We start from the raw sequence: 21,539 nt of genomic DNA on the forward strand, positions 1-21,539 counted from the left end.
CGGCTTTTTTCATTTTCAAAAATTCAACTTGCATCTTTCGTTGCTAGTCAAGGCGTTGAATGGTCTAATACTGTCATCGGTTTTGTAAACGGTAAGCAGAATGCACCAAGATAATCAGCCCACTTTTTTCTTCTTTGATTATGAGACATGGGGAACCAACCCCGCGAAAGATCGCCCAAGCCAGTTTGCTGGTGTTCGTACAGATGAAAACTTTAATATCATCGGCGAGCCTTTAGTCATGTACTGCCAGCCACCTGCTGATTATCTTCCGTCTCCTGAAGCTGCACTTATTACTGGTATTACTCCGCAAAAAACGGTTCAAGAAGGCCTTTCTGAGCCAGAGTTTATCGCTAAGATTCACGCTGAACTCGCGAAACCAAATACTACCAGTTTAGGCTACAACAGCATTCGCTTTGATGACGAAGTGACCCGTTATACTTGTTATCGCAACTTTATCGATCCATACGCATGGAGTTGGCAAAACGGTAACTCACGTTGGGATTTACTCGATGTACTACGCGCGTGCCATGCCCTTCGCCCAGAAGGCGTAGAATGGCCAGAAAACGAAGATGGCTTCACTAGCTTTAAATTAGAACACTTGTCTGTGGCTAACGGCATAGAGCATAGTAACGCGCACGATGCCATGGCAGATGTGGTTGCGACTATCGAAATGGCAAAGAAAGTAAAAGCAGCGCAACCAAAATTGTTTGATTACTTTTTTTCTATGCGCCAAAAGCGCAAGCTCAATGATTTAGTCGACATCGTCAACATGACACCGTTGATGCACGTTTCAGGCATGCTAGGGCGCGAATGCCAGTACACTAGCTGGATTGTGCCTGTTGCTTGGCATCCAACCAATAATAACGCCGTTATCACCATCGATTTAGCGAAAGACCCTCAACCTATTCTTGAGCTATCCGCAGAAGAGCTGCACGAAAGACTCTACACTAAGCGCGAAGATCTTGGTGAATTGCTACCAGTGCCAGTTAAACTAGTTCATTTGAACAAATGCCCTATTCTCGCCCCTGCAAAAACGTTAACGGCTGAAAATGCGGAGTCTATTGGCATTGATCGCCAGCAATGTCTCGCTAATCTCGCTTTGTTGCGCCAACATCCTGAAATTAGAGAAAAGCTGATTAGCCTCTTTTCAGTCGAGCGTAAATTCGATAAAAGTGATGACGTCGATACACAGCTTTACGACGGGTTCTTTTCTCCGGCTGATCGCGCAGCTATGGATATCATTCGAGAAACCGACCCGAATAATCTTGCTGCATTAGACATTGAATTTGATGACAAGCGTATTAAACCTCTATTGTTCCGCTATCGTGCGCGTAACTTCCCAGGCACATTAGACGAGCAAGAACAAAGACGCTGGGCACTACACTGTCGAGAAGTGTTTGAAAGCCAAATTGAAGAGTACATGCTGAATTTAGAAAACTTAGTTCACGAACATGAAAGTGACGAAAAGAAGATTGCGATATTAAAATCCGTGTACCGTTATGTAGAGAGCTTAGCTTCCTAACTCCTCCTAATACAAGCGCACCTTATGGTGTGCTTGTTGTTTATATACTGTCAAAATGATTAAAGAACGATTCTTACAACTGATCCAACTGCTCATTTCAATCTTCCTCATCATGGGAGCACTTGGCATCGGAATTACCATTCAAAAGTTCACTGGCGTTTCCGTTCCAGGAAGTGTCATCGGTATGCTCGTACTGTTTTTCTCCATGACTCTTGGGCTTGTAAAAGTCGACTGGGTCAAACCGGGCGCCACGCTATTTATCCGCTATATGATCTTATTGTTCGTTCCTATTAGCGTGGGATTAATGCAACATTTCGATATGCTACTCGCTAATGCCCTCCCTATCATTGCTAGCGCAGTTGGAGGCTCACTCATTGTACTAGTCAGCCTCGCTTGGCTGCTGGACTACTTGTTAAAGGAGAAGCACTGATATGTGGTTAGTTGTTACCATTGCGGTTTTTCTTGTCGCGCGCCAAATTGCAATCAAAGTGAATAATCCTCTAGCAAATCCTTTGCTGATCAGTATTGCAGTGCTCATTCCTTTGCTTACTTACTTAAATGTACCGTTTGAAACGTATTATGCGGATAACGAAGGGATCAGTTTTTTACTTCAACCAGCCGTAGTTGCTCTGGCTTATCCACTATATGAACAACTACCACAAATTAAAGCAAACTGGCGAATCATCACTTTTGCTTGCACAGTAGGCAGTGTGATGTCGATGATGACAACCACCTTGATCGCAGTCGCTTTCAAAGCGGATATCAGTTTAATCGCGAGTCTAGTGGGTAAGTCCGTCACTACACCAATAGCGATGGAAATATCGAGTCACCTCGGTGGTGAAGCCGCCGTTGCAGCGATCTTGGTTCTGATTGTCGGTTTATTGGGCGCAATTTTGGCATACCCAATTTACAATTTGATTGGAATTAAACACCCGATTGCACGTGGTCTGACAATGGGTACAGTCTCTCATGCCTTAGGCACCGCTACTTGTGCAGAGAAACAGCCCATAGATGCCGCGTTCTCATCACTCGCATTGGTTTTATGTGGGATCATAACTTCTATTTTGGCTCCAAGCTTTTTTGCTTTGGCTGTCTGGCTATATCAATAGTTAAGCGCTCTCGGTCTGCCCTCCTTCCGGCAGGCCGTAGCCTTTCCGCTTCTTCCTTACCCTTTTCAAAACCCTATCTTATCTATCAACCTCACCCAGTAATATCGTGAAGGGACTTGACTGAGATATACATTCATAGCGTTAGCATTCTAGGTGCTACCACTCGCTCTAGATTACGTAGGTATAAAATAGCATAGCGGTAAAAGTCGCGTTAGTAACATACTCCTGCTCCTTGGTCATATGAATATATACTAATATGGTTAATTGTGAGACGGAGATAACGCTTCACACCTGTGCAATCGAATACATGTGTGAGCTCACTCTAATTATGTAACAGAATTATCAATTGCATTATTTATCGTGATCTAACGCACGGAACATTTCTATCTTTCACATAGAATAACTGTCCATGCAATAACAAGGATTCAACATGAAAAGTCGCATTGAACAGGCGCTAGCAGGCGCTCCAGAAGCACTTTCCAAACAACTTGCTCCTATCATCCAAGCTGATGATTTTGATGCTACGCTTTCAGTTCAACAATTTGAGCAGTTGCTTTCAGCTACCGGTCTATCAGACAAAGAGCTTCGTGTTGCGCTACTTCCTTTTGCCGCAGCGTACTCCTATGCTCCCCTTTCTGACTTTTATGTCGGCGCTATCGTTCGTGGTCTTTCAGGTCGCCTTTACTTCGGTGCCAACATGGAATTCTTTGGTGTACAGTTGGGTCAAACGGTTCACGCAGAGCAGTCTGCGATTAGCCATGCTTGGATGAAAGGCGAACGTGGTGTTAAGGATATCACTATCAACTTCAGCCCATGTGGTCACTGCCGCCAGTTCATGAATGAGTTATCTACCGCAAACGAGCTTAAAATCCAGCTCCCGGAACGTGAAGAAAAGTCACTTCATGAATACCTGCCTGAAGCCTTTGGACCAAACGATCTCGGTATCGAGTCCGGCTTAATGGCAGAAGTTAAACACCAATTCTCATGTGATGATGAAGACGCACTCATCCAAAGTGCAGTTGAAGCGATGAACATGAGCCACTCTCCATACACCAACAACTTGAGTGGTTTAGCATTAGAGATGACTAGCGGCCGTGTATTCCAAGGTGCTTATGCAGAAAATGCAGCGTTTAATCCTAGCTTGCCACCGCTACAAGTTGCGCTAATCCAAGTTTTACTTGCGGGTGAAACCTTTGACAGCATCAAAGCCGCTGCATTGGTAGAAAACTCAGAAGGTAAGATCAGTCACTTAGCCGATACGCAATCAACGTTGGAAGCGTTGAATCCAGATATTCCGCTTAGTTTTGTCAACGTATAAACGACAAATTCAACAAAAAGCTCTACAACATGTAGAGCTTTTTTATTACCTAAAAACCAAAAGCAAACGTTTGCTTTGTCATAAAACTTCAGTATGATCTCCTGCAATTTCTGTCTCATCACTCTATTTTGTAAGGGAACACTATGTTTGGCACTGCAACTAGCGCAAATGCTACCCGTGTATTACTTTTAGGCTCTGGCGAACTCGGTAAAGAAGTCGCCCTTGAATGCCAGAGACTTGGTTTAGAAGTGATTGCTTGTGATCGCTATGCCAATGCTCCAGCGATGCAAGTTGCTCACCGTAGTTATGTTATCGACATGTTAGATGGGAACGCCTTAGAAGAAGTTATTACGAAGGAACAACCTACTTACGTCGTACCAGAAATTGAAGCCATCGCAACCGGCAAACTGGTAGAGCTTGAAGAAAAAGGACTGAATGTTGTTCCAACCGCTAAGGCAACCAGGCTAACAATGAATCGTGAAGGTATCCGACGTTTGGCAGCAGAAGAACTGGAATTGACGACTTCACCTTATCGTTTTGCAGATAATTTTGAAGACTTCAAAGCCGCGGTTGAGCATGTGGGTATTCCGTGCGTGGTGAAGCCTGTGATGAGCTCTTCAGGTAAAGGGCAAAGTGTTATCAAGACCGAAGACGACGTTACAAAAGCATGGGATTACGCTCAGGAAGGCGGACGTACGGGTGCAGGTCGCGTTATCGTGGAAGGTTTTATCGACTTCGATTACGAAATCACTTTATTGACCATCAGAGCCGTTGACGGTGTGCATTTCTGTGCTCCAATTGGTCATCGTCAGGAAGATGGCGACTACCGCGAATCATGGCAACCGCAAGCTATGTCAGAAAACGCAGTAAAAGCAGCTGAATACACGGCTGAGAAAGTGGTAAACGCGCTCGGTGGCTACGGCATCTTTGGTGTAGAGCTGTTTGTCAAAGGCGATAAAGTCATTTTCAATGAGGTCTCTCCTCGCCCTCACGATACGGGTATGGTTACAATGATTTCGCAGGAAATGTCTGAGTTTGCTCTCCACGTGCGCGCGTTTACCGGAATGCCAATTAATAATATTGTGCAACATGGCCCATCTGCGTCTGCTGTTATTCTTGGACAAGGGACTTCCACAAACATTCGCTTTGAAAACCTAAGCAAAGCTTTAGCTCAACCTCAAACACAAGTTCGTCTATTCGGTAAGCCAGAAATCGATGGTCGCCGCCGTTTAGGTGTTGTCCTTACGCGACGAAAAACCACCGAAGAAGCCGTTCAAGATGCTGTTGAAAGTGCTTCAAAAGTGAATATCATTTATTAAATACGAACCACTCATACAAAAATAGCGCAGCTCAAATTGCTGCGCTATTTCGTGTTCCAAACCGAAGAGAGCCTATTCACTCTCGATTAAGTACACTTCTTCAGAGAAGCGACTTAAGCCTTTTTTCGCAATTTTAGGATGATTCTCGTCAGCTTCATCTACGTTCAAACAAGTAACTTTGTAACCTGAAAATAACTGCTCAATCTCTCCGACCGGCACGCTAAATGGAGGCCCCGCCATCTCTTCTTGAGGATAATTGAGTGTAACAAGCAAAATACGACCGCCTGGGTTCAAAAGTTGCTTGAGACGCTCTACATACTCCTCTCGCATATCTTGCGGTAAAGCAACCAACGCGGCGCGATCATAAATGATATCGGCTTGAGATACTGGTGCAGTGAAAAAGTCCCCAGTATAAATAGAGAGCTCATCAAATTGATAAAGCTCGTGCATGCCATTAAGAGGCGTTACCGTTGGCGTGTAAAAATGTTCAGCAAAAAAGGCACGCACAGCAATATGGCTTAGCTCAACGCCTTCAACCGAATCATGCTTCATCGCTAGCCAAATCAAGTCTTCTGACTTTCCACATAAAGGAACTAACACTTTATCTTCACGCTTTGGATTAGTGTGTTTCCAATATACTGGTAATAGCGGGTTTACATCTTCCAAGTGAAACCCGATCTGATTGCTGGCCCATTTGTTATGCCAAAATTCTTGGTCTCTCATTTTACTTTCTACTTGTCGGCTGTTTTCATTTTGAGAGGTAAGACTAACGTTTTTTTTCAATTTGTCTATGCCGTTCATCTTTGGTTAATACTGCGGTGATAGGATGTAATCGGTCTCATAGGAGACGCGCCTTTATCTGATAATCAGAATAAAGAAAAGAGAAATGGTGATCTAACGCACGATTCTACTTCAAGATAAAACTAAAACCTTGGAATCTTTCGTAATGGCCCCATTTATAAGTTAGTACCTGATTTGCCGAACTTAGCGACCTTTATGTTCCCTATTTTCTAAGTACAAGCAAGTTAAGGAGAGTGAATGAGCTTATTTCTTCGTACTACAGCATTGATGCTTTTGGTACTTAGCCGTGCACCGGCATTTGCCGCACTTCCAATTACCCCTGCGCCTAGTGGCGAACAAAATCGTTCAACCAGCCAAAACGAAGTTTGTTCGAAACTTTTTAAACACAGCCTTAGCGGTTTATATGGCATTCAGTCAATCGACATCACGCCAACTCAGCCATATTCTGACTTCGACATTCTTTACAGCAAAGCTCACCAAGCACAATTTGAACTTGAAACTATCTGTAAGAGTACCGCACTTCTTAATGACGCTCAGCCATACTTCGCAGGCGTGAAATCCAAACAACGAGCAGAAGAAAAGATAGCTTTAGAGTTAGATGGGAAAGTTGAACGTATTACTGACCTAGCACGTGCAACGATTGTTGCTGAAGACGTCGCGAGCTTAGTCTCCATTTATGAAACGTTAGAGCGTGAAACAACGATTGTGAAAGTAAAAAATCGATTCAAAAAACCTGGCCCTTCAGGATATAGAGACTTGAACTTGCTCGTTCGTTTACCAAAAACAAACCTAGTAGCCGAAGTTCAACTGCACTTGAAAGCAATCGCAGATGTAAAAAGCGGTCCCGAACACGACCTATACGAAAAAATCCAGAAACTAGAACGTCAAGCGATGTTGGAAAAACGTGAGCTAAGCGAAATAGAGCTTGCCTCTATTCACAACATGCGTACACAGTCTAAGAACTTGTACCAACAAGCATGGCAACCATACTTAACAACGCATCTAGAAGCGGCGTAACCGATATCATTAAGCGTCTCTCATAAACAGAAAAACCACCGCATTGCGGTGGTTTTCATTTGTATGCACACGAATTTTACGCAAAAAAAGACCACGCCTTAGCGTGATCCATTTATTCGGCTTACTGTACTTTCTTCAGGTTTTCTACACGAGCTTTTAACTTCTGACCCGGGCGAAAAGTCACTACACGTCGAGCAGTAATTGGAATATCTTCACCAGTTTTCGGGTTACGACCAGGTCGTTCATTCTTGTCACGAAGATCAAAGTTACCAAAACCTGACAGTTTTACCTGTTCGCCACTTTCCAGTGCCTTACGAATCTCTTCAAAGAACACTTCCACCGTTTCCTTGGCGTCCCGCTTACTAAATCCTAATTTATCAAACAGGTTTTCTGCCAGTTCGGCTTTTGTGAGCGCCATAAAACTTTCCTCAAAGCTATGTTAAACAATGCTACGTTAGTGTAGCGCCAGAGCAGTTTTACCCTACCAATTCAACAACATATCGGGGTTACATCAGGAAGTGTATGACAAGCTTATGATTTTCGCCAACTTTTTTCTTGGCGAACAAAAGGAATAGCACTACGTAAATTATTGTTAAACGCCAGAAATTTGATATTTTTGTTTTCGTTTCATCTTTATCAGGAAAAACATCCAGACTATAAAACTAAAATTAGTTTAAATATCAACATTAAACACTATTTAATAAAAATATCAGATATTGGTTATTTAACAGACACTTGACATAGAACTTGTCGTAAATTCAGTGATTTGTATGTAACTCGATACGTAACAATTAGATTAAAAGGTATGACCACCTGTACTTTGCAACTGTGCTTAAAAAGCTTGATTAAACCCACGCTTCTCGCTGTTTAACGATGACGCCATATACAAAGATTGATAATGTGGAAGTTCGTGTATTTCCTCATTAGCTTCTTACACTGCTTCTAGGCGACCATGATTAATCAAATCATAAATATTCTTTTCCCTGTTTTTGCTCTTGTCGGAGTTGGCTATTTGGTCGGTCGTTACATCAAGCCTGACTTTCGCCCAATAAACCGCATTAATATTGAGGTATTTACGCCAGCACTGGTATTTTCGTCACTCGTTAGCATGCCGCTCGATTCAAATCAGGGGCCGCTTCTTTTGGCGGCAATTGTCGCGGTTTTAATTCCCGCACTACTCATGCTCCCGGTATGTCGATGGACGTCACTCTCGTTTAAAACCTGGGCGCCACCACATATGTTTCGCAATAGCGGAAATCTAGCTATTCCTTTGTTTACCTATACGTTTGGAGAAATTGCGCTGTCCTCAGCAGTGCTTTTATTTGTCGTGTCAGCATGCTTGCATATCAGCTTAGGCGTAATGCTGCTTAGTCATGGCAACCCTTTTAAGCAAATAGTCAAGATGCCAATCTTTTTAGCAGCGTCGTTGGCTCTGTTTCTCAACGTGTCAAATGTGGGTGCATGGGCGCCTTTATACGAAACCACTGCTCTACTTGGGCAAGCGGCCGTACCCGTGATGCTTTTATCTCTGGGGGCACAAATGTGTCATTTACGGTTGGACGGTTTAAAGATTGGTGTGTTGTGTACCGTGCAGTCACTGGCAACTGGTGCTGTCGCTTTTGCACTTATTTATTGGTTAATTCCCCTTCCAACGATGCAATTGCAAATGATGGTGCTCTTCACAATGCTGCCACCAGCCGTCATGAATTACCTATTTGCGGAAAGACTGAATATAGAACCCATGAAGGTGGCATCAATGGTACTATTTGGCAACTTTTTCAGCATTCTTACGCTGCCTCTTCTGCTTAGCTATACCCTCTCACTCGCTGCCTAACCGCCAATAAGCTATCGTTAGCGTGTATTAGCTGAAAAACAATACGTTCCTAATCTCGGGTAAGGGCCATCCCTAGTTTGGTCTAGTATTTTAAAATAATGAGGGGTGGTGCGAGCAGTAAGGAACTTGAACAACGATAAGGTAATCCTAAAAATAAAAAACCCTGCCAAACTGGCAGGGTTTTCATTTCTTAAGAAGATACGTTACGCGAGATTAGTCACGCAGAGACGCACCAAACTTCTCAGAAACGTGAGCAACGATAGCGTCAACCGCACCAGCGATATCTGCATCTTCAAGCGTACGCTCAAGTGACTGTAGAGTCAGAGCGATTGCTAGGCTCTTCTTACCATCTTCAACGCCTTTACCTACGTAAACGTCGAACAGTTTCGCATCTTTAAGGAACTCGCCACCTTGCTCTAGACAAGCGTTAACGATGTCACCAGATGCAACAGCTTCATCCACTACTACCGCGATATCACGACGGTTTGAAGGGAATTTAGAAAGTGCTACCGCTTCTGGGATCACTTTGCTGTTGATTGCAGACCATTCGATTTCGAATACGATAGTGCGACCATTTAGACCGAACTTACGCTCAAGCTCAGGGTGAACGGTACCGATCACGCCTACTTCTTTGCCGTCTACGATGATTGCCGCAGATTGACCTGGGTGAAGAGCTGGGTTAGCTTTTTTGCTTTCAGGTGACAGTGCAGCGAAAGAGTACGCTTTTTCGTTCGCAGATAGCTCTAGAATCGCTTCTAGATCGCCCTTAAGGTCGAAGAAATCAACCGTGTTAGTTTCGATATCCCAATGTTCTTCACCGCGAGTACCAGCAATAACACCTGCAAGCATAGGCTCTTGGCGCATGCCGTTTTCTGCAGTTTCACATGGGATGAAACGTAGGCCGTATTCGAATAGACGAACGCGTGGCTGTTGACGCTTCTGGTTGTGAACAACCGTGTTCAGCAGACCTTGGATAAGACCAAGACGCATTGCTGACATGTCTGCAGAAATTGGGTTTGGAAGCACTAGAGGCTCAACACCAGGTACAACTAGCTTTTGTTGCTCAGGCTCAACGAAGCTGTATGTAATTGCTTCGTGGTAACCACGATCAACAAGAAGATCACGAACGCGTTTCAGTGGAAGATCCGCTTCAACGTGGTTGTGCATCTTAAGTGCTGCTGCTGGGTGTTGGTTAGGAATGTTGTCATAACCGTAGATACGGCCAACTTCTTCAATCAGGTCTTGCTCGATAGCGATATCGAAACGCCATGTTGGCGCTACTGCCATCCAACCTTCTTCTGAAGCTTCAACAGTCAAACCTAGACGCTCTAGGATTTCTACTACGTCGCTATCTGCAATGTGGTGACCTAGCAGGTTGTCTAGCTTAGTACGACGTAGAGCAACTTTGTTTGGCTTAGGTAAGTCTGCTTCAGACTCTACTGCAACAACAGGTGCTACTTCACCGCCACAAATTTCAACAAGAAGCTGTGTTGCACGCTCCATTGCGCTCACTTGTAGTGCGTAATCCACACCACGCTCAAAACGCATTGAAGAGTCAGTGTGCAGACCGTAGCTGCGTGCGCGACCACGGATGTGGTCAGGTGCAAAGAATGCACACTCTAGTAGAACGTCTTTAGTCTCAGTTGTTACACCAGACTCTTCACCACCAAAGATACCTGCGATTGCAAGTGCTTTGTTATGGTCAGCAACTACTAGTGTATCTGCGTTTAGTTCTGCTTCGTTGCCGTCAAGAAGCGTTAGCTTCTCACCTTGCTCAGCCATACGAACTACGATGCCACCTTCGATCTTCGCTAGATCGAATGCGTGCATTGGTTGGCCTTGCTCTAGAAGAACGTAGTTAGTGATGTCTACTACAGGGTCGATAGAGCGAATACCACAACGACGCAGTTTCTCTTGCATCCATAGTGGTGTTTCAGCTTGAACGTTTACGTTCTTAATAACACGACCTAGGTAACGAGGACACGCAGCAGGAGCTTTCACTTCGATAGACACTTTATCGTCGATTGAAGGGGCAACTGCTTCTACTGATGGCTCAGTCACGTCAGCACGGTTTAGTACGCCAACTTCACGAGCTAGACCACGAATGCTGAAACAGTCAGCGCGGTTTGCTGTTAGGTCTACGTCTACTGTTACGTCGTCTAGACCTAGGAATTCACGGAAATCAGTACCGATTACTGCGTCTTCTGCTAGTTCCATGATGCCGTCTGACTCAACGTCGATACCTAGTTCAGTGAACGAACAAAGCATGCCGTGAGATGGCTGGCCACGTAGTTTCGCTTTTTTGATTTTAAAATCACCTGGAAGAACAGCACCAACTGTTGCTACTGCTACTTTCAGACCTTGGCGACAGTTAGGTGCGCCACAAACAATGTCTAGAAGCTCTTCTTCACCCACGTCAACTTTAGTTACGCGCAGTTTGTCTGCATCTGGATGTTGACCACATTCAACAACGTGACCGACTTTAACGCCAGTAAAAGAACCAGCAACAGGAAGAACGTCGTCTACCTCTAGACCGGCCATTGTAATTTGGTGAGTTAGCTCGTCAGTAGTAACCGCAGGGTTTACCCACTCACGAAGCCATGATTCGCTGAATTTCATGTTGATGAACCCTCTGGATTACTTGAACTGTTTTAGGAAACGAAGATCGTTCTCGAAGAACGCACGTAGGTCGTTCACGCCGTAACGAAGCATTGTTAGACGCTCAACACCCATACCGAATGCGAAACCAGAGTATTTTTCAGGATCGATACCTACGCTACGTAGCACGTTCGGGTGAACCATACCGCAGCCTAGCACTTCTAACCATTTACCGTTTTTGCCTTTCACGTCTACTTCAGCTGAAGGCTCAGTGAATGGGAAGTAAGATGGACGGAAACGTACTTCTACTTCTTCTTCGAAGAAGTTACATAGGAAATCGTGCAGGATGCCTTTCAGCTGAGCAAAGTTTACGTTCTCATCAACCAGCATGCCTTCCACTTGGTGGAACATTGGCGTGTGCGTTTGGTCGTAGTCGTTACGGTATACACGGCCTGGTGCGATGAAACGGAATGGTGGTTTACCATTTTCCATCGTACGGATCTGTACGCCTGACGTATGAGTACGAAGCATCAAGTCTGGGTTGAAGAAGAAAGTATCGTGGTCAGTACGCGCTGGGTGATCAGCTGCGATGTTTAGCGCATCGAAGTTGTGGAATGCATCTTCGATCTCTGGGCCAGCCTCGGTGTTAAAACCAAGTTCGCCAAAGAACTTCTCAATACGCTCTACAGTACGAGTTACTGGGTGTAAACCACCGTTTTCAATACGACGACCTGGTAGTGTTACGTCGATTGTTTCTGCTGCTAGTTTCGCTTCAAGCTCAGCACGTTGTAGTGCATCTTTACGAGCTGCGATAGCTTGCTGAACTACGCCTTTCGCTTTGTTGATCTCTTGACCAGCTTCACGGCGTTCTTCTGGTGGTAGTTTGCCTAGGCTTTGAAGTTGAGCAGTTAGCTCACCTTTTTTACCCAGATACTGAACACGCACTTCATCAAGTGCGACTAGCGATTCGGCAGCTTCAATTGCAGTGCTCGCGCTAGCAATGATCTCTTCTAGATGTTGCATCGTTTCCTCATCTACCTGTAGGTAGTGTCCATAAGGGAGTGATTGGTTTTTTGATAGCTGTACATAGTAGCCAAACCGGGCACCAATGCCAAATTGAATTACGAAAAGAAGAGGTTATTGAATAAAAAGAGCACAAAAACGTCAAAAATGTCATCTTTAGTTAATCTGCCGTTTAGTTGTGCCCTTTTGTTTTAGAAATAGTATTGAATAGATAGCTCGATAAAATCGTCATCTCTAGCGAAGTAGAGCAAATCATTTGGTGTTTCATTTTTAAACAACCAAGCATCAATTTGCCACTTAACGTGATTCGATATTCGGCTCGATGCTTCTAACTTAGCATTGTAAACATCATCGTTATCTAAATCCTTCGTAATTCCCGTCAATACTTCCGTTCCGTCCTCATCATTGAGCGCCCAACGAATACCTGCAAACACATCATTTTGACCGATAGTTTGTGCGTTGTTCCCACGACTGTCATAGAGGTACTCACCAATAACCCCCACATCCCAAACCGTGTCAAATGCACCGACGAAGGTATACTCAAAGCCCGTCACAAGACCGACATGATTATCAGCACTATCTCGATAAATACTTTCCAGTTTCCATAACCAATCGCCAACGATTCCTTGCACATCCAGACCGACATGACTCATCAGAGCGTAGTAAGGCTTTAATTCTCCGTACTCAAAACGAAAGTAAGGATCCCGGTTTGTTCCATATAAATAGCTCAGGCCTACGTCCCAATCGCCAAGCATTTTCGAATATCGAAAAGCCACATCTACGTGCTTCTCTTCTCTGCTTGACTCATAGATAGCATCATCAGAGACAACGGGGTCGGTTCTCAAGCGGCCATCTGTACCCGCAAACGTTCGTTCCCTAAAGTAAGGTAACAACATTGCGTGGACGGTGCCCCAGTCTTTGAAAGAGGTAAAATGTAACATCGGCTGACCGAGTTTATCTTCACCATCGACGGCTTCAATGGCATCTGTTTGGTTTACTACATCAACTAAATGGGCTGATTCAGTCACTCCCCAAAAGACCTTACTAATCCCAACTCGAAGCTCATAATCATCCCAATGAGTCAGATAAAGTGCCTCTCGTATGTCACCATGACTTCGCTCATCGTCTAGACCATCCAGACGATAGAAAGGTGTGAAAGTAAAGTTTGCATCACCATTTTGCATCTCCCAGTAAAATTCTGGCTGCAAAACCAATGACGTTTGCGCTTTGCTCTGACCCTGAGAGCCCGTTTCAAAAAACTGACGATGCTCAATATTGACTTGTCCTGCGAGCTCGACGGCAGTCAGAGGCATCGAGTAAAAAAAAGCTGCTGCACTAAGCAACAACCCAGCATTTAATCGCTTCATTTTTCCTCCACTACCTCACTCGCTTCAACACATTCTTATGAAAGTCATTGTCTTGTAATCCAGTGTTAAAACGCATTTCGCTAGTCGTTAGCTCAGTACTTTTTCCTGTTTGATGGTTTGTCATCGCCATAGTGTGCGCTCGCCAATATTGGTTGAGATATTGCTTGTAATCGGAAAAAGAAAGCGTTTTTAACAAAGAGCCTTTGCGGTCGTAAAACTCAACTTTAAGTGGACGATAATGCGCTTTATCTAACCATACCGTTTGCTTGGTATAACCTGAGTTCTTATCGGTCGGAATTTGCTCTACGACGAAAACATCTTGCCCGTTTATGCTGTCATCTTTTAGGTAGTTGAAACGGTATTTTTCAATCTCAAAGGAACTGAGATCCTCATACGCGAATTCACTGCCCATAAAAGGACCTGATTTGTTACGCGAGGAAATACGTTTCACACGTTTCAGTGCAGGAAGGTAAAGCCATTGGTCATCGGCACCCACCGTATGAGAATGGTTAAGAAACGCCGTGCCTTTTACATCTCTCGGTTCATCAAATATCGTGAGCCCTTTGTCACCATCGCCATCAACTTCGAGTGATTGTAAGCGCATTAAACGTGTGCTGCTTTCTCCTTGCGCGTTTCGCAGAATCATTTGCATCGTAGCAACAGAATCCCCCCACCCTTCATCACGGGCTTTGCGCTCTTGGGCAATTTCTAGTCCTTTGGCTTCATCCGCCAACACCGCATGACTCATAATAAGCGAGACAGAAAGTACTGATACTTTTAAGGCATTTTTTACTAAATTCATGTTCAATCCTTTAATTCGTTATGACTGAGTAACAGTCTTGGTTTGAGAGTCAGTTGATTTAAGCTTATTTCGGCGCTCCACCTCGTCGTAAACGCCTTTGTCAAACAACATCAGTAGAGTCGGTAGAAAGATGAAATCCACAACAAGAGCAATGAAGATAACAATGGCACTCAACTGTCCCATATCGGCATTTAAGCGGAAGCTCGACATCGCCAGAACAGAGAAACCAGCAACAAGCACGACAGTCGTAATCCAAAGCGCGCGCCCCACGGTGCGAAAGGCGTAGCGAACCGCTTGCTCCGCACTGTGGCCATCTTTACGAGCGTGTTGATATTTAGAAAGAAAGTGAACGGCGTCATCGACAACAACACCAAGCGTTAATGTCACAACGACAGACAATCCCAAGTTAATCTCGCCAGAAACCAGCGCCCAAATACCAAAACCAATAAGCGCAGGAGCAATATTCGGGACAAGACTAATTAAGCCAAGCTTGAACGAACGCAAGGCAAAGATCAGTAATGCAGAGATTAAGACAAGAGTAATGGGCAAGGTTGACAGCATGCTGGCCATATTCGTTTCACCAATATGCGCAAACATCAATGAAGGACTAGAAGCAACAACATCATATTGAGGCGCGTTTTCGTTAAACCATTGGTAAATGCGATTTTCCAAATCAACAAGCTCGACGCTGCCCAAGTTCTCCACGGTGAGAACCATCTTGATCGACGACTTATCTACATTGATTTGGTTGTTCAAATCTAAACCATACGGTAGTGACATTTCGTAAAGCAGCAGATATTGAGCCGCTAATTCTCTGTCTTGAGGGAGCGAGTAATAAGCCTGATCATCTCCATGCATGTTCTTGTTTAGGCGCTTATAAACATCGCTCAAGGTCGCAACATGGTCCGTTTCTGGCTGCAACCTTAGCCAGTCAGTAAATTTACCCACGGTATTGAGAAAATTAGGATCCGCAATACCCTGCGATTCGTTGGTTTTTATCGCGATACTGATGTTCGCCATGCCACTGATTCGCTCTTCCATAAAATCAGCCGCTCGGCGAAATTCATTGCTATGGCCAAAGTACTCGACGGATTCATCATTGACTTTGTTCAGTGGAATCAAGCTCGCACTCGCGACAATAACAAGCACCGACAACGGCAATAAAGCATGTCGCTTTGACACCACGAAATCTCCTAAATGATCCATAAAGTGCTTTCTTTCATCAGAAGTATCCGACTTCACCGTAACCGGAAGGATATTAAGCAAGGCGGGAAGTAACGTGATGGAAAGGAAACAAGCAACCATGACGCCAAGGGCTGATAGGTTGCCGAAATCTCTCAGGATTGGAGAATCCGACATATTCATCATTAAAAAGCCGATCGCGGTGGTAATGGAGGTAATCAAGATAGGAATGAAATTGAGCGCAATACTTCGCTCAATAGAGTGGGCTTTACTAAAGCCGTTTTGCATAGACTGACGCATTGTCGCGATGATGTGTACACAGTCTGCGACGGCAAGCGTCATCACCAAGGTAGGCACATTAACGGTCGCCGTGCTTAAGAACATACCAGCCCATCCTGACAAGCCCATTGTCACCATAACCGAGCCGATAATAACGATGAGCGTCGCGATGACGCTAAGCAATGAGCGCAACATGATGGTCAGAAACACCAATATCACTAGTAACATAGTAGGCACTAATGTTGCGCTATCATCTTGGGCTGCGGTCATAAACGCGTAGTTCATTGCAATAATACCAGCCTTGTGGAATTCCGTGTCTGGGTACACTTGCTGATAACGTTCAATCATTCCGTTTATGTAAGCAACCACCTCTTGTACTTCAGCAGTTTTATCTATTTCAGGGAGTTGGACCGTAATGTTTACGACCGTGACATCTCCTTTTTCAGAAATCAGTGAACTTTTCAAAACCGGCTCACTCAACGCAATACTTTTGACTTTCTCTATTCGTTGAGGTGTCAATTCATATTCGCTATACAGTAAATCTTCGACAAGAAGATCATCTTCAAACGCTTCGGTATGCTGGTAGTTGGCGAGGGAATCAACGCGGGTCGAGTATGGAACTTGCCACGCCTCGTCAGTGATCTGCTGAATAAGAGATAATGTGCTAGGAGTAAAAACAGTGCCGCTCTTTGGCGCTATAACCAAAGCAAGACTGTCAGATTTTGCAAAGGTGGTTTGAATTTCATCAAACGCAAGTAACTGCTCATTTGTTCCATCAAAGAAGATGTCGTAATCTCCTCTAAAGTAAAGATTTTTTCCTCCAATAGTTGCTATGACAATCAATAAAACGGTAGCAAGCATCACCAATACACTGTAATTCGTTGGTAGCTTACCCCACCCTGAACGGGCGTATTGTTGAACGTTGTGATGTGGCATCACACTCTCCTTTTGTGACGTTTCGTCAAATTTAAAAACTAAAAAAAACAGCAAATGCTGTAAATAACCAGACAAACTCGACATGCAAACTTTAGATCGAATGAATTTGGCTACATAAGTTAGTTTTTAGTAACTTCCTATGCTTCTCGTGATCATTGGCTGAACGCCAACCTTCGAGATTTAATGACGATTCGTCACAATGGTGCGATAAAAAAGCCAACCATAACGTCAGATTGGCCTTTCCTGTTTATCAGCGATTCACTGACTCTAAATAAGCAAGCTCTTCACTAAATAACTCCTGCTCCACTCGACGCCAGGTTTTACGGTAGTCCCATTCTGTAGATAAAGGCGACCAACCTAAACCATCAAGTAACATATTCGCGTTGTGCAGTACTGAGAATGGGTCTTGAATTCGCTGAATACATCGACTGTTCGATGCATTTTGCGCCAAAGCGTTTGAACCGAATGCAATAGACCAGTTGGCGAATACAATAGCATCAGAACCAATTGCGGGAGAAAACTTAAGATCACCACATTCTACCGCATTGTTCACCAGCGCATCAGCACCATCTATTACTTGTTCTTCCAAGTTATTCAGTTCATTCACACGTTTAGGCGAAGCCTTCTCTAGAACCCAAGGCGTCTTTGCAACAATCGCACAAGTTGATAGTACTGGCTCCATACGAGCGTAAATACGATAACCTACATGCATCGCAATGATTTTTTCTCTGGTATTGCCATTAAATTTGGCGGTACGTTCGAAAAATATTGCTTCGCTTTTCAGCGAATGAATACAAAGCGCAAGAATCACATCTTCTTTGCTGCAAAAATGATTGTAGATCGTCCCTTTAGAATAAGGGCTTGACGCTGTAAGCTTGTCCATCGTTAAGTTGGCAAAGCCTTGCTCTTGAACTAAAGACTTAGCCAATTGAATAAGCTCTATCTCACGATCAGCAATCGCCTGTTGCTTTTTTGTTAGCCCTGAAGACACACGACATCCGTCTTGCTTGCTATATTTTTTACAGCGAAAGTTAAACATAATCCTTTGATCCGTATACCAACACACTCCCAATAATTGTAACACGATTCTTTAATACAGGAACGCAACTAAAGTTGACGAACCGTCACAAATGACACTTCGTCATAATAGATCAAAAAACAAACATTTCAAGTATGAATTTATAATTAGAAGATAAATAGATACCAATTATGCATACACAAGTAGCTACAGGATGCTTGGTTCAACGAGAATGGTTTCTTTGTAGAGGAAGCGAGAGAGGCTCTGGGAGGAACAACGAATGAAATCAGCATGTTAAAAATGACGAAAGTAGATACTGAACAGGTATTATTCGAAATAAGCCCAAAACACTTTAAGTCTGAATTAAGAGCAAACACCGCTGAATGCCCTACTTACAAAGTATTTGCTGTCTTAGGCTTTTTCTTTTACAACGCCCTTTCAGAAACTCTCTTCAAAAAAGGCTCAAAATCTATATAGATAGGCTTGGCTTATCACCTGCAGATGCGATGGCATAACGAATATCATCAATAAATCGCCCCTCTGTCTCAATAATGCCGTCAGAGAATGTGACTGGCTGATGTGGCCCAGCAAGTAGAACAATATTAGTAAAATCAGAGACATTAAAGTTCTCTGCTACAACATTTTTGGAATGAAAATCGATGACGGTCTTTGCGACTTGATCTTCCAGTAACAAAAGCTGTTCTTCGGTAATTTTCATACGCGCCAAAGCAACGCGAACACACTTATCGTGGGTAGTCGTCTGCTCTTTTATGATTTCGGTATATTTGTCGTTGAGCTTGGAGTTCTCTGCATAGCTATAATATAAAGGTCCGTGCAGCGTTATATTTTTATCTTCATCAACGTAAACGAGATCCAACAACTCTAATGCTTTTAAGTAATCGGACATGCTCTGCTCAGACAAGTCATACTTTTTCTTTAAAATAGAATAGCCGTCTTTACCTCGTAACATTCTCAATTCACGATAAAAGTCGTAAAGGTGAGGGAATTGAAAGAATACTTCATCCTGTGTGCGACTAAAGTAATCCTCGTCTTCACCTTGCAATTGATTTGCGAGCTTTTGTAGTTCATCTAACGTGCAATCAACCGCTCTACAATATTCCAGCAACTTATCTAAAGCGAGATTCGTGCTTGTAAGATGTCTCTTAAAGGTAGATAGTGGCATACCCATTTTCTCAGATAGCTCTCGATATGTTAGCCCTTTTGTTTTAATCGCTTGGCGTAATGCGGCTAGCAAGTATTCGGGAGTCAGATCTCTCATCTACAATTCCTTTTGGCAATGTTACAGCTGTATAGTATTTGTAACAATTTAGAACCGCTTGGCAAGGTATAAGTTCATATTTTTATAAGAAAAACATGAATTAATATACTGAAAGGAGAATTCACACAACAAATGAAAAATTCAATATGAATTCAATTTCATTATAGATATAAAATAATATGCAAAATAAAAGTGAAGCAATTACTCTAAATCATCGTGATTAATTTTAATAGTAACGTAAAGTTGAGAATATAAACCTATTCTCTCTACAAAAATCTAGAATAATTAACCTAAAAGGAACAGAACGGTAAATGCATAATAATTCACCGCTCTCTATTAGCATTTTTGCAATGCTATTCAAGTAGACTAGTCCGCTAGTTTCACTGCAGTACCAAATGCCAAAATTTCCGAAGAACCATCTACGATTGAGCTTGTGGTAAATCGAATCCCTACTATTGCATCGGCACCTTTAGATTCAGCGTCCGCCACCATGCGCTGTATAGCAATATCACGCGCGTCGGTCATCATTTCCGTGTAACCACGAATTTCGCCGCCAACAATGCTCTTGATACCCGCCATGAGGTCACGGCCAATATGCTTTGATTGAACAACATTACCAGTTACAACCCCTCTGATTTCAGAGATCTGCTTGCCAGGAATGCTTTCGGTCGTTGTGTAGATCATTTTTAATCCCTTATAAACGTAAAAATTTATACCCAAGCTACCTTATAACTAACATAAGATGCTAACCAATAAATTGAGAAGACTGATAAACAATACTCTAAATAGCCAAGCTAAAAGTCATTTGGGTATAAATTTTAGCAATAAAAAAGGAGAGCTAATGCTCTCCTTCTCTTAATCCTAAACTGCTAATTAAAGAGCAGCTTTCGCTTTTTCAACTAGAACTGCAAATGCAGCTTTGTCGAATACTGCGATGTCCGCAAGGATCTTACGGTCGATCTCGATAGATGCTTTCTTCAGACCGTTGATGAAACGGCTGTAAGATAGACCATTTTGACGAGATGCCGCATTGATACGTGCAATCCATAGTTGACGGAATTGACGTTTCTTAGCGCGACGGTCACGGTAAGCGTATTGACCAGCTTTAGTAACTGCTTGGAAAGCTACGCGGTAAACACGTGAACGCGCACCGTAGTAACCTTTAGCTTGTTTTAGAACTTTCTTATGACGTGCACGAGCTTGTACACCACGTTTTACGCGAGGCATTATGCTTCTCCTAAACTAAACGATTGATAACTAAAAAGAATTAAGCGTATGGCAACATACGGATTACTGCAGCCACTTCACATTTTGGAAGGATTGCATTCGGACGTAGTTGACGCTTGTTCTTAGTAGTACGCTTAGTCAGGATGTGACGTTTTGTAGCGTGCTTGTACTTAATACCACCAGCAGTTTTCTTAAAACGCTTAGCAGCACCTTTGTTGGTTTTCATCTTAGGCATGATGAATAACTCCGCATTGAGTAGGTTTAATAAACAACGTAATTAGGGCGAACAAAACCCAGCCATATGCCTTTATATAAAGGAAAGCGGCTAGGTTTTAATTACTTGATGAGCCGTTAATTACTTCTTTTTAGGGGCTAGCACCATGATCATCTGGCGACCTTCAATCTTCTTAGGGAAAGATTCAACTACAGCAATTTCTGCAGTATCTTCCTTAAGACGATTTAGAACGTCAACACCGATGTCTTGGTGTGCCATCTCTCGGCCACGGAAGCGAATTGTTACTTTCACTTTGTTGCCTTCTTCAAGGAAACGCGTCAGGTTGCGTAGTTTTACCTGATAGTCTCCAATATCAGTTCCAGGACGGAATTTTACTTCCTTGATCTGGACCTGCTTTTGCTTCTTCTTCTGCTCTTTAGCAGTTTTGCTCTTCTCGAAGAGGAACTTACCATAGTCCATCACACGACAAACAGGTGGCTCGGCGTTAGGACTGATCTCAACGAGATCCATACCAGCTTCTTCAGCAGCTGCAATGGCTTCTTGAATCGATACAACACCAACTGATTCACCGTCAGCGCCTGTTAGTCGAACTTCACGAATACCACGAATTTCACCGTTGATACGGTGCGGGTTTTGTTTTACCGGCTGTTGGCCACGTCTTCCGCCTTTAATA

20 protein-coding genes are annotated in these 21,539 nt (G+C 43.5%); 7 read left to right on the forward strand and 13 right to left on the reverse strand.

Annotated elements, in window-relative coordinates; all coding sequences use genetic code 11:
* The first annotated feature begins 100 nt into the window (after positions 1-100).
* From sbcB to purT, 5 genes are all read left to right on the forward strand, one after another.
* Complete coding sequence (gene sbcB, locus J4N40_RS10210; RefSeq protein ID WP_085569561.1) at positions 101-1,522, forward strand: exodeoxyribonuclease I; 1,422 nt, start codon at positions 101-103, stop codon at positions 1,520-1,522.
* 55 nt (positions 1,523-1,577) lie between these two features.
* Positions 1,578-1,952 (forward strand): CidA/LrgA family protein, encoded by a 375-nt coding sequence (locus tag J4N40_RS10215; RefSeq protein ID WP_005397786.1) that lies wholly within the window; start codon positions 1,578-1,580, stop codon positions 1,950-1,952.
* A 1-nt stretch (position 1,953) separates the two neighbouring features.
* Complete coding sequence (locus J4N40_RS10220) at positions 1,954-2,631, forward strand: LrgB family protein (RefSeq protein ID WP_005377888.1); 678 nt, start codon at positions 1,954-1,956, stop codon at positions 2,629-2,631.
* 430 nt (positions 2,632-3,061) lie between these two features.
* Complete coding sequence (gene cdd, locus J4N40_RS10225; protein ID WP_005377892.1) at positions 3,062-3,949, forward strand: cytidine deaminase; 888 nt, start codon at positions 3,062-3,064, stop codon at positions 3,947-3,949.
* Positions 3,950-4,092: 143 nt separating this feature from the next.
* On the forward strand, positions 4,093-5,268 hold the full coding sequence (purT, locus tag J4N40_RS10230; RefSeq protein ID WP_250654232.1) for a formate-dependent phosphoribosylglycinamide formyltransferase: 1,176 nt from the start codon (positions 4,093-4,095) through the stop codon (positions 5,266-5,268).
* A gap of 72 nt (positions 5,269-5,340) precedes the next feature.
* Here purT and J4N40_RS10235 read toward each other — a convergent pair whose 3' ends face one another.
* Complete coding sequence (locus J4N40_RS10235) at positions 5,341-5,991, reverse strand: thiopurine S-methyltransferase (RefSeq protein ID WP_213972299.1); 651 nt, start codon at positions 5,989-5,991, stop codon at positions 5,341-5,343.
* Positions 5,992-6,306: 315 nt separating this feature from the next.
* Between J4N40_RS10235 and J4N40_RS10240 the strand changes: the two genes are divergently transcribed.
* Positions 6,307-7,086 (forward strand): nucleotidyltransferase family protein, encoded by a 780-nt coding sequence (locus tag J4N40_RS10240; RefSeq protein ID WP_213972298.1) that lies wholly within the window; start codon positions 6,307-6,309, stop codon positions 7,084-7,086.
* A gap of 121 nt (positions 7,087-7,207) precedes the next feature.
* Here J4N40_RS10240 and ihfA read toward each other — a convergent pair whose 3' ends face one another.
* Positions 7,208-7,504, reverse strand: coding sequence for an integration host factor subunit alpha (ihfA, locus tag J4N40_RS10245; RefSeq protein ID WP_005377899.1), 297 nt, complete (start codon positions 7,502-7,504; stop codon positions 7,208-7,210).
* Between the two features lie 534 nt (positions 7,505-8,038).
* Between ihfA and J4N40_RS10250 the strand changes: the two genes are divergently transcribed.
* Positions 8,039-8,920, forward strand: a complete 882-nt coding sequence (locus J4N40_RS10250) for an AEC family transporter (RefSeq protein WP_149191887.1) — start codon at positions 8,039-8,041, stop codon at positions 8,918-8,920.
* 213 nt (positions 8,921-9,133) lie between these two features.
* Here J4N40_RS10250 and pheT read toward each other — a convergent pair whose 3' ends face one another.
* From pheT to infC, 11 genes are all read right to left on the reverse strand, one after another.
* On the reverse strand, positions 9,134-11,539 hold the full coding sequence (gene pheT, locus J4N40_RS10255) for a phenylalanine--tRNA ligase subunit beta (protein ID WP_149191888.1): 2,406 nt from the start codon (positions 11,537-11,539) through the stop codon (positions 9,134-9,136).
* An 18-nt stretch (positions 11,540-11,557) separates the two neighbouring features.
* Positions 11,558-12,541: a phenylalanine--tRNA ligase subunit alpha gene (pheS, locus tag J4N40_RS10260; protein ID WP_005385470.1), complete on the reverse strand. Its 984-nt coding sequence runs from the start codon at positions 12,539-12,541 to the stop codon at positions 11,558-11,560.
* Positions 12,542-12,732: 191 nt separating this feature from the next.
* On the reverse strand, positions 12,733-13,908 hold the full coding sequence (locus J4N40_RS10265; protein ID WP_373921029.1) for a hypothetical protein: 1,176 nt from the start codon (positions 13,906-13,908) through the stop codon (positions 12,733-12,735).
* Positions 13,909-13,918: 10 nt separating this feature from the next.
* Positions 13,919-14,710 (reverse strand): outer membrane lipoprotein-sorting protein, encoded by a 792-nt coding sequence (locus tag J4N40_RS10270; RefSeq protein ID WP_025766823.1) that lies wholly within the window; start codon positions 14,708-14,710, stop codon positions 13,919-13,921.
* 18 nt (positions 14,711-14,728) lie between these two features.
* The gene (locus J4N40_RS10275; RefSeq protein ID WP_165401693.1) at positions 14,729-17,107 is read right to left on the reverse strand and encodes an efflux RND transporter permease subunit; all 2,379 of its coding nucleotides are present in this window, start codon (positions 17,105-17,107) and stop codon (positions 14,729-14,731) included.
* A 250-nt stretch (positions 17,108-17,357) separates the two neighbouring features.
* Positions 17,358-18,146 (reverse strand): TetR/AcrR family transcriptional regulator, encoded by a 789-nt coding sequence (locus J4N40_RS10280; protein ID WP_005377913.1) that lies wholly within the window; start codon positions 18,144-18,146, stop codon positions 17,358-17,360.
* Between the two features lie 448 nt (positions 18,147-18,594).
* The gene (locus J4N40_RS10285) at positions 18,595-19,404 is read right to left on the reverse strand and encodes a helix-turn-helix domain-containing protein (protein WP_005377917.1); all 810 of its coding nucleotides are present in this window, start codon (positions 19,402-19,404) and stop codon (positions 18,595-18,597) included.
* 366 nt (positions 19,405-19,770) lie between these two features.
* Positions 19,771-20,088 (reverse strand): heavy metal-binding domain-containing protein, encoded by a 318-nt coding sequence (locus tag J4N40_RS10290; RefSeq protein WP_005377919.1) that lies wholly within the window; start codon positions 20,086-20,088, stop codon positions 19,771-19,773.
* A 189-nt stretch (positions 20,089-20,277) separates the two neighbouring features.
* On the reverse strand, positions 20,278-20,631 hold the full coding sequence (gene rplT / locus J4N40_RS10295) for a 50S ribosomal protein L20 (RefSeq protein WP_004727974.1): 354 nt from the start codon (positions 20,629-20,631) through the stop codon (positions 20,278-20,280).
* Positions 20,632-20,671: 40 nt separating this feature from the next.
* On the reverse strand, positions 20,672-20,866 hold the full coding sequence (gene rpmI / locus J4N40_RS10300; RefSeq protein WP_005377932.1) for a 50S ribosomal protein L35: 195 nt from the start codon (positions 20,864-20,866) through the stop codon (positions 20,672-20,674).
* A 120-nt stretch (positions 20,867-20,986) separates the two neighbouring features.
* The gene (gene infC, locus J4N40_RS10305; RefSeq protein ID WP_080276913.1) at positions 20,987-21,538 is read right to left on the reverse strand and encodes a translation initiation factor IF-3; all 552 of its coding nucleotides are present in this window, start codon (positions 21,536-21,538) and stop codon (positions 20,987-20,989) included.
* Position 21,539: the final 1 nt, after the last annotated feature.

It is taken from the genome of Vibrio sp. SCSIO 43097 (assembly GCF_023650755.1).
GTDB lineage: Bacteria > Pseudomonadota > Gammaproteobacteria > Enterobacterales > Vibrionaceae > Vibrio > Vibrio alginolyticus.

Bases quoted from the DNA above. Each gene is read 5' to 3' on its own strand.
- J4N40_RS10215 (WP_005397786.1), top strand. From the start codon at position 1,578: ATGATTAAAGAACGATTCTTACAACTGATCCAACTGCTCATTTCAATC.
- J4N40_RS10290 (WP_005377919.1), bottom strand. From the start codon at position 20,088: ATGATCTACACAACGACCGAAAGCATTCCTGGCAAGCAGATCTCTGAA.
- J4N40_RS10220 (WP_005377888.1), top strand. From the start codon at position 1,954: ATGTGGTTAGTTGTTACCATTGCGGTTTTTCTTGTCGCGCGCCAAATT.
- rpmI (WP_005377932.1), bottom strand. From the start codon at position 20,866: ATGCCTAAGATGAAAACCAACAAAGGTGCTGCTAAGCGTTTTAAGAAA.
- purT (WP_250654232.1), top strand. From the start codon at position 4,093: ATGTTTGGCACTGCAACTAGCGCAAATGCTACCCGTGTATTACTTTTA.
- J4N40_RS10265 (WP_373921029.1), bottom strand. From the start codon at position 13,908: ATGAAGCGATTAAATGCTGGGTTGTTGCTTAGTGCAGCAGCTTTTTTT.
- J4N40_RS10275 (WP_165401693.1), bottom strand. From the start codon at position 17,107: ATGCCACATCACAACGTTCAACAATACGCCCGTTCAGGGTGGGGTAAG.
- J4N40_RS10240 (WP_213972298.1), top strand. From the start codon at position 6,307: ATGAGCTTATTTCTTCGTACTACAGCATTGATGCTTTTGGTACTTAGC.
- rplT (WP_004727974.1), bottom strand. From the start codon at position 20,631: ATGCCTCGCGTAAAACGTGGTGTACAAGCTCGTGCACGTCATAAGAAA.
- sbcB (WP_085569561.1), top strand. From the start codon at position 101: ATGCACCAAGATAATCAGCCCACTTTTTTCTTCTTTGATTATGAGACA.
- ihfA (WP_005377899.1), bottom strand. From the start codon at position 7,504: ATGGCGCTCACAAAAGCCGAACTGGCAGAAAACCTGTTTGATAAATTA.
- J4N40_RS10280 (WP_005377913.1), bottom strand. From the start codon at position 18,146: ATGTTTAACTTTCGCTGTAAAAAATATAGCAAGCAAGACGGATGTCGT.
- pheS (WP_005385470.1), bottom strand. From the start codon at position 12,541: ATGCAACATCTAGAAGAGATCATTGCTAGCGCGAGCACTGCAATTGAA.
- J4N40_RS10270 (WP_025766823.1), bottom strand. From the start codon at position 14,710: ATGAATTTAGTAAAAAATGCCTTAAAAGTATCAGTACTTTCTGTCTCG.
- J4N40_RS10235 (WP_213972299.1), bottom strand. From the start codon at position 5,991: ATGAGAGACCAAGAATTTTGGCATAACAAATGGGCCAGCAATCAGATC.
- cdd (WP_005377892.1), top strand. From the start codon at position 3,062: ATGAAAAGTCGCATTGAACAGGCGCTAGCAGGCGCTCCAGAAGCACTT.
- J4N40_RS10285 (WP_005377917.1), bottom strand. From the start codon at position 19,404: ATGAGAGATCTGACTCCCGAATACTTGCTAGCCGCATTACGCCAAGCG.
- pheT (WP_149191888.1), bottom strand. From the start codon at position 11,539: ATGAAATTCAGCGAATCATGGCTTCGTGAGTGGGTAAACCCTGCGGTT.
- J4N40_RS10250 (WP_149191887.1), top strand. From the start codon at position 8,039: ATGATTAATCAAATCATAAATATTCTTTTCCCTGTTTTTGCTCTTGTC.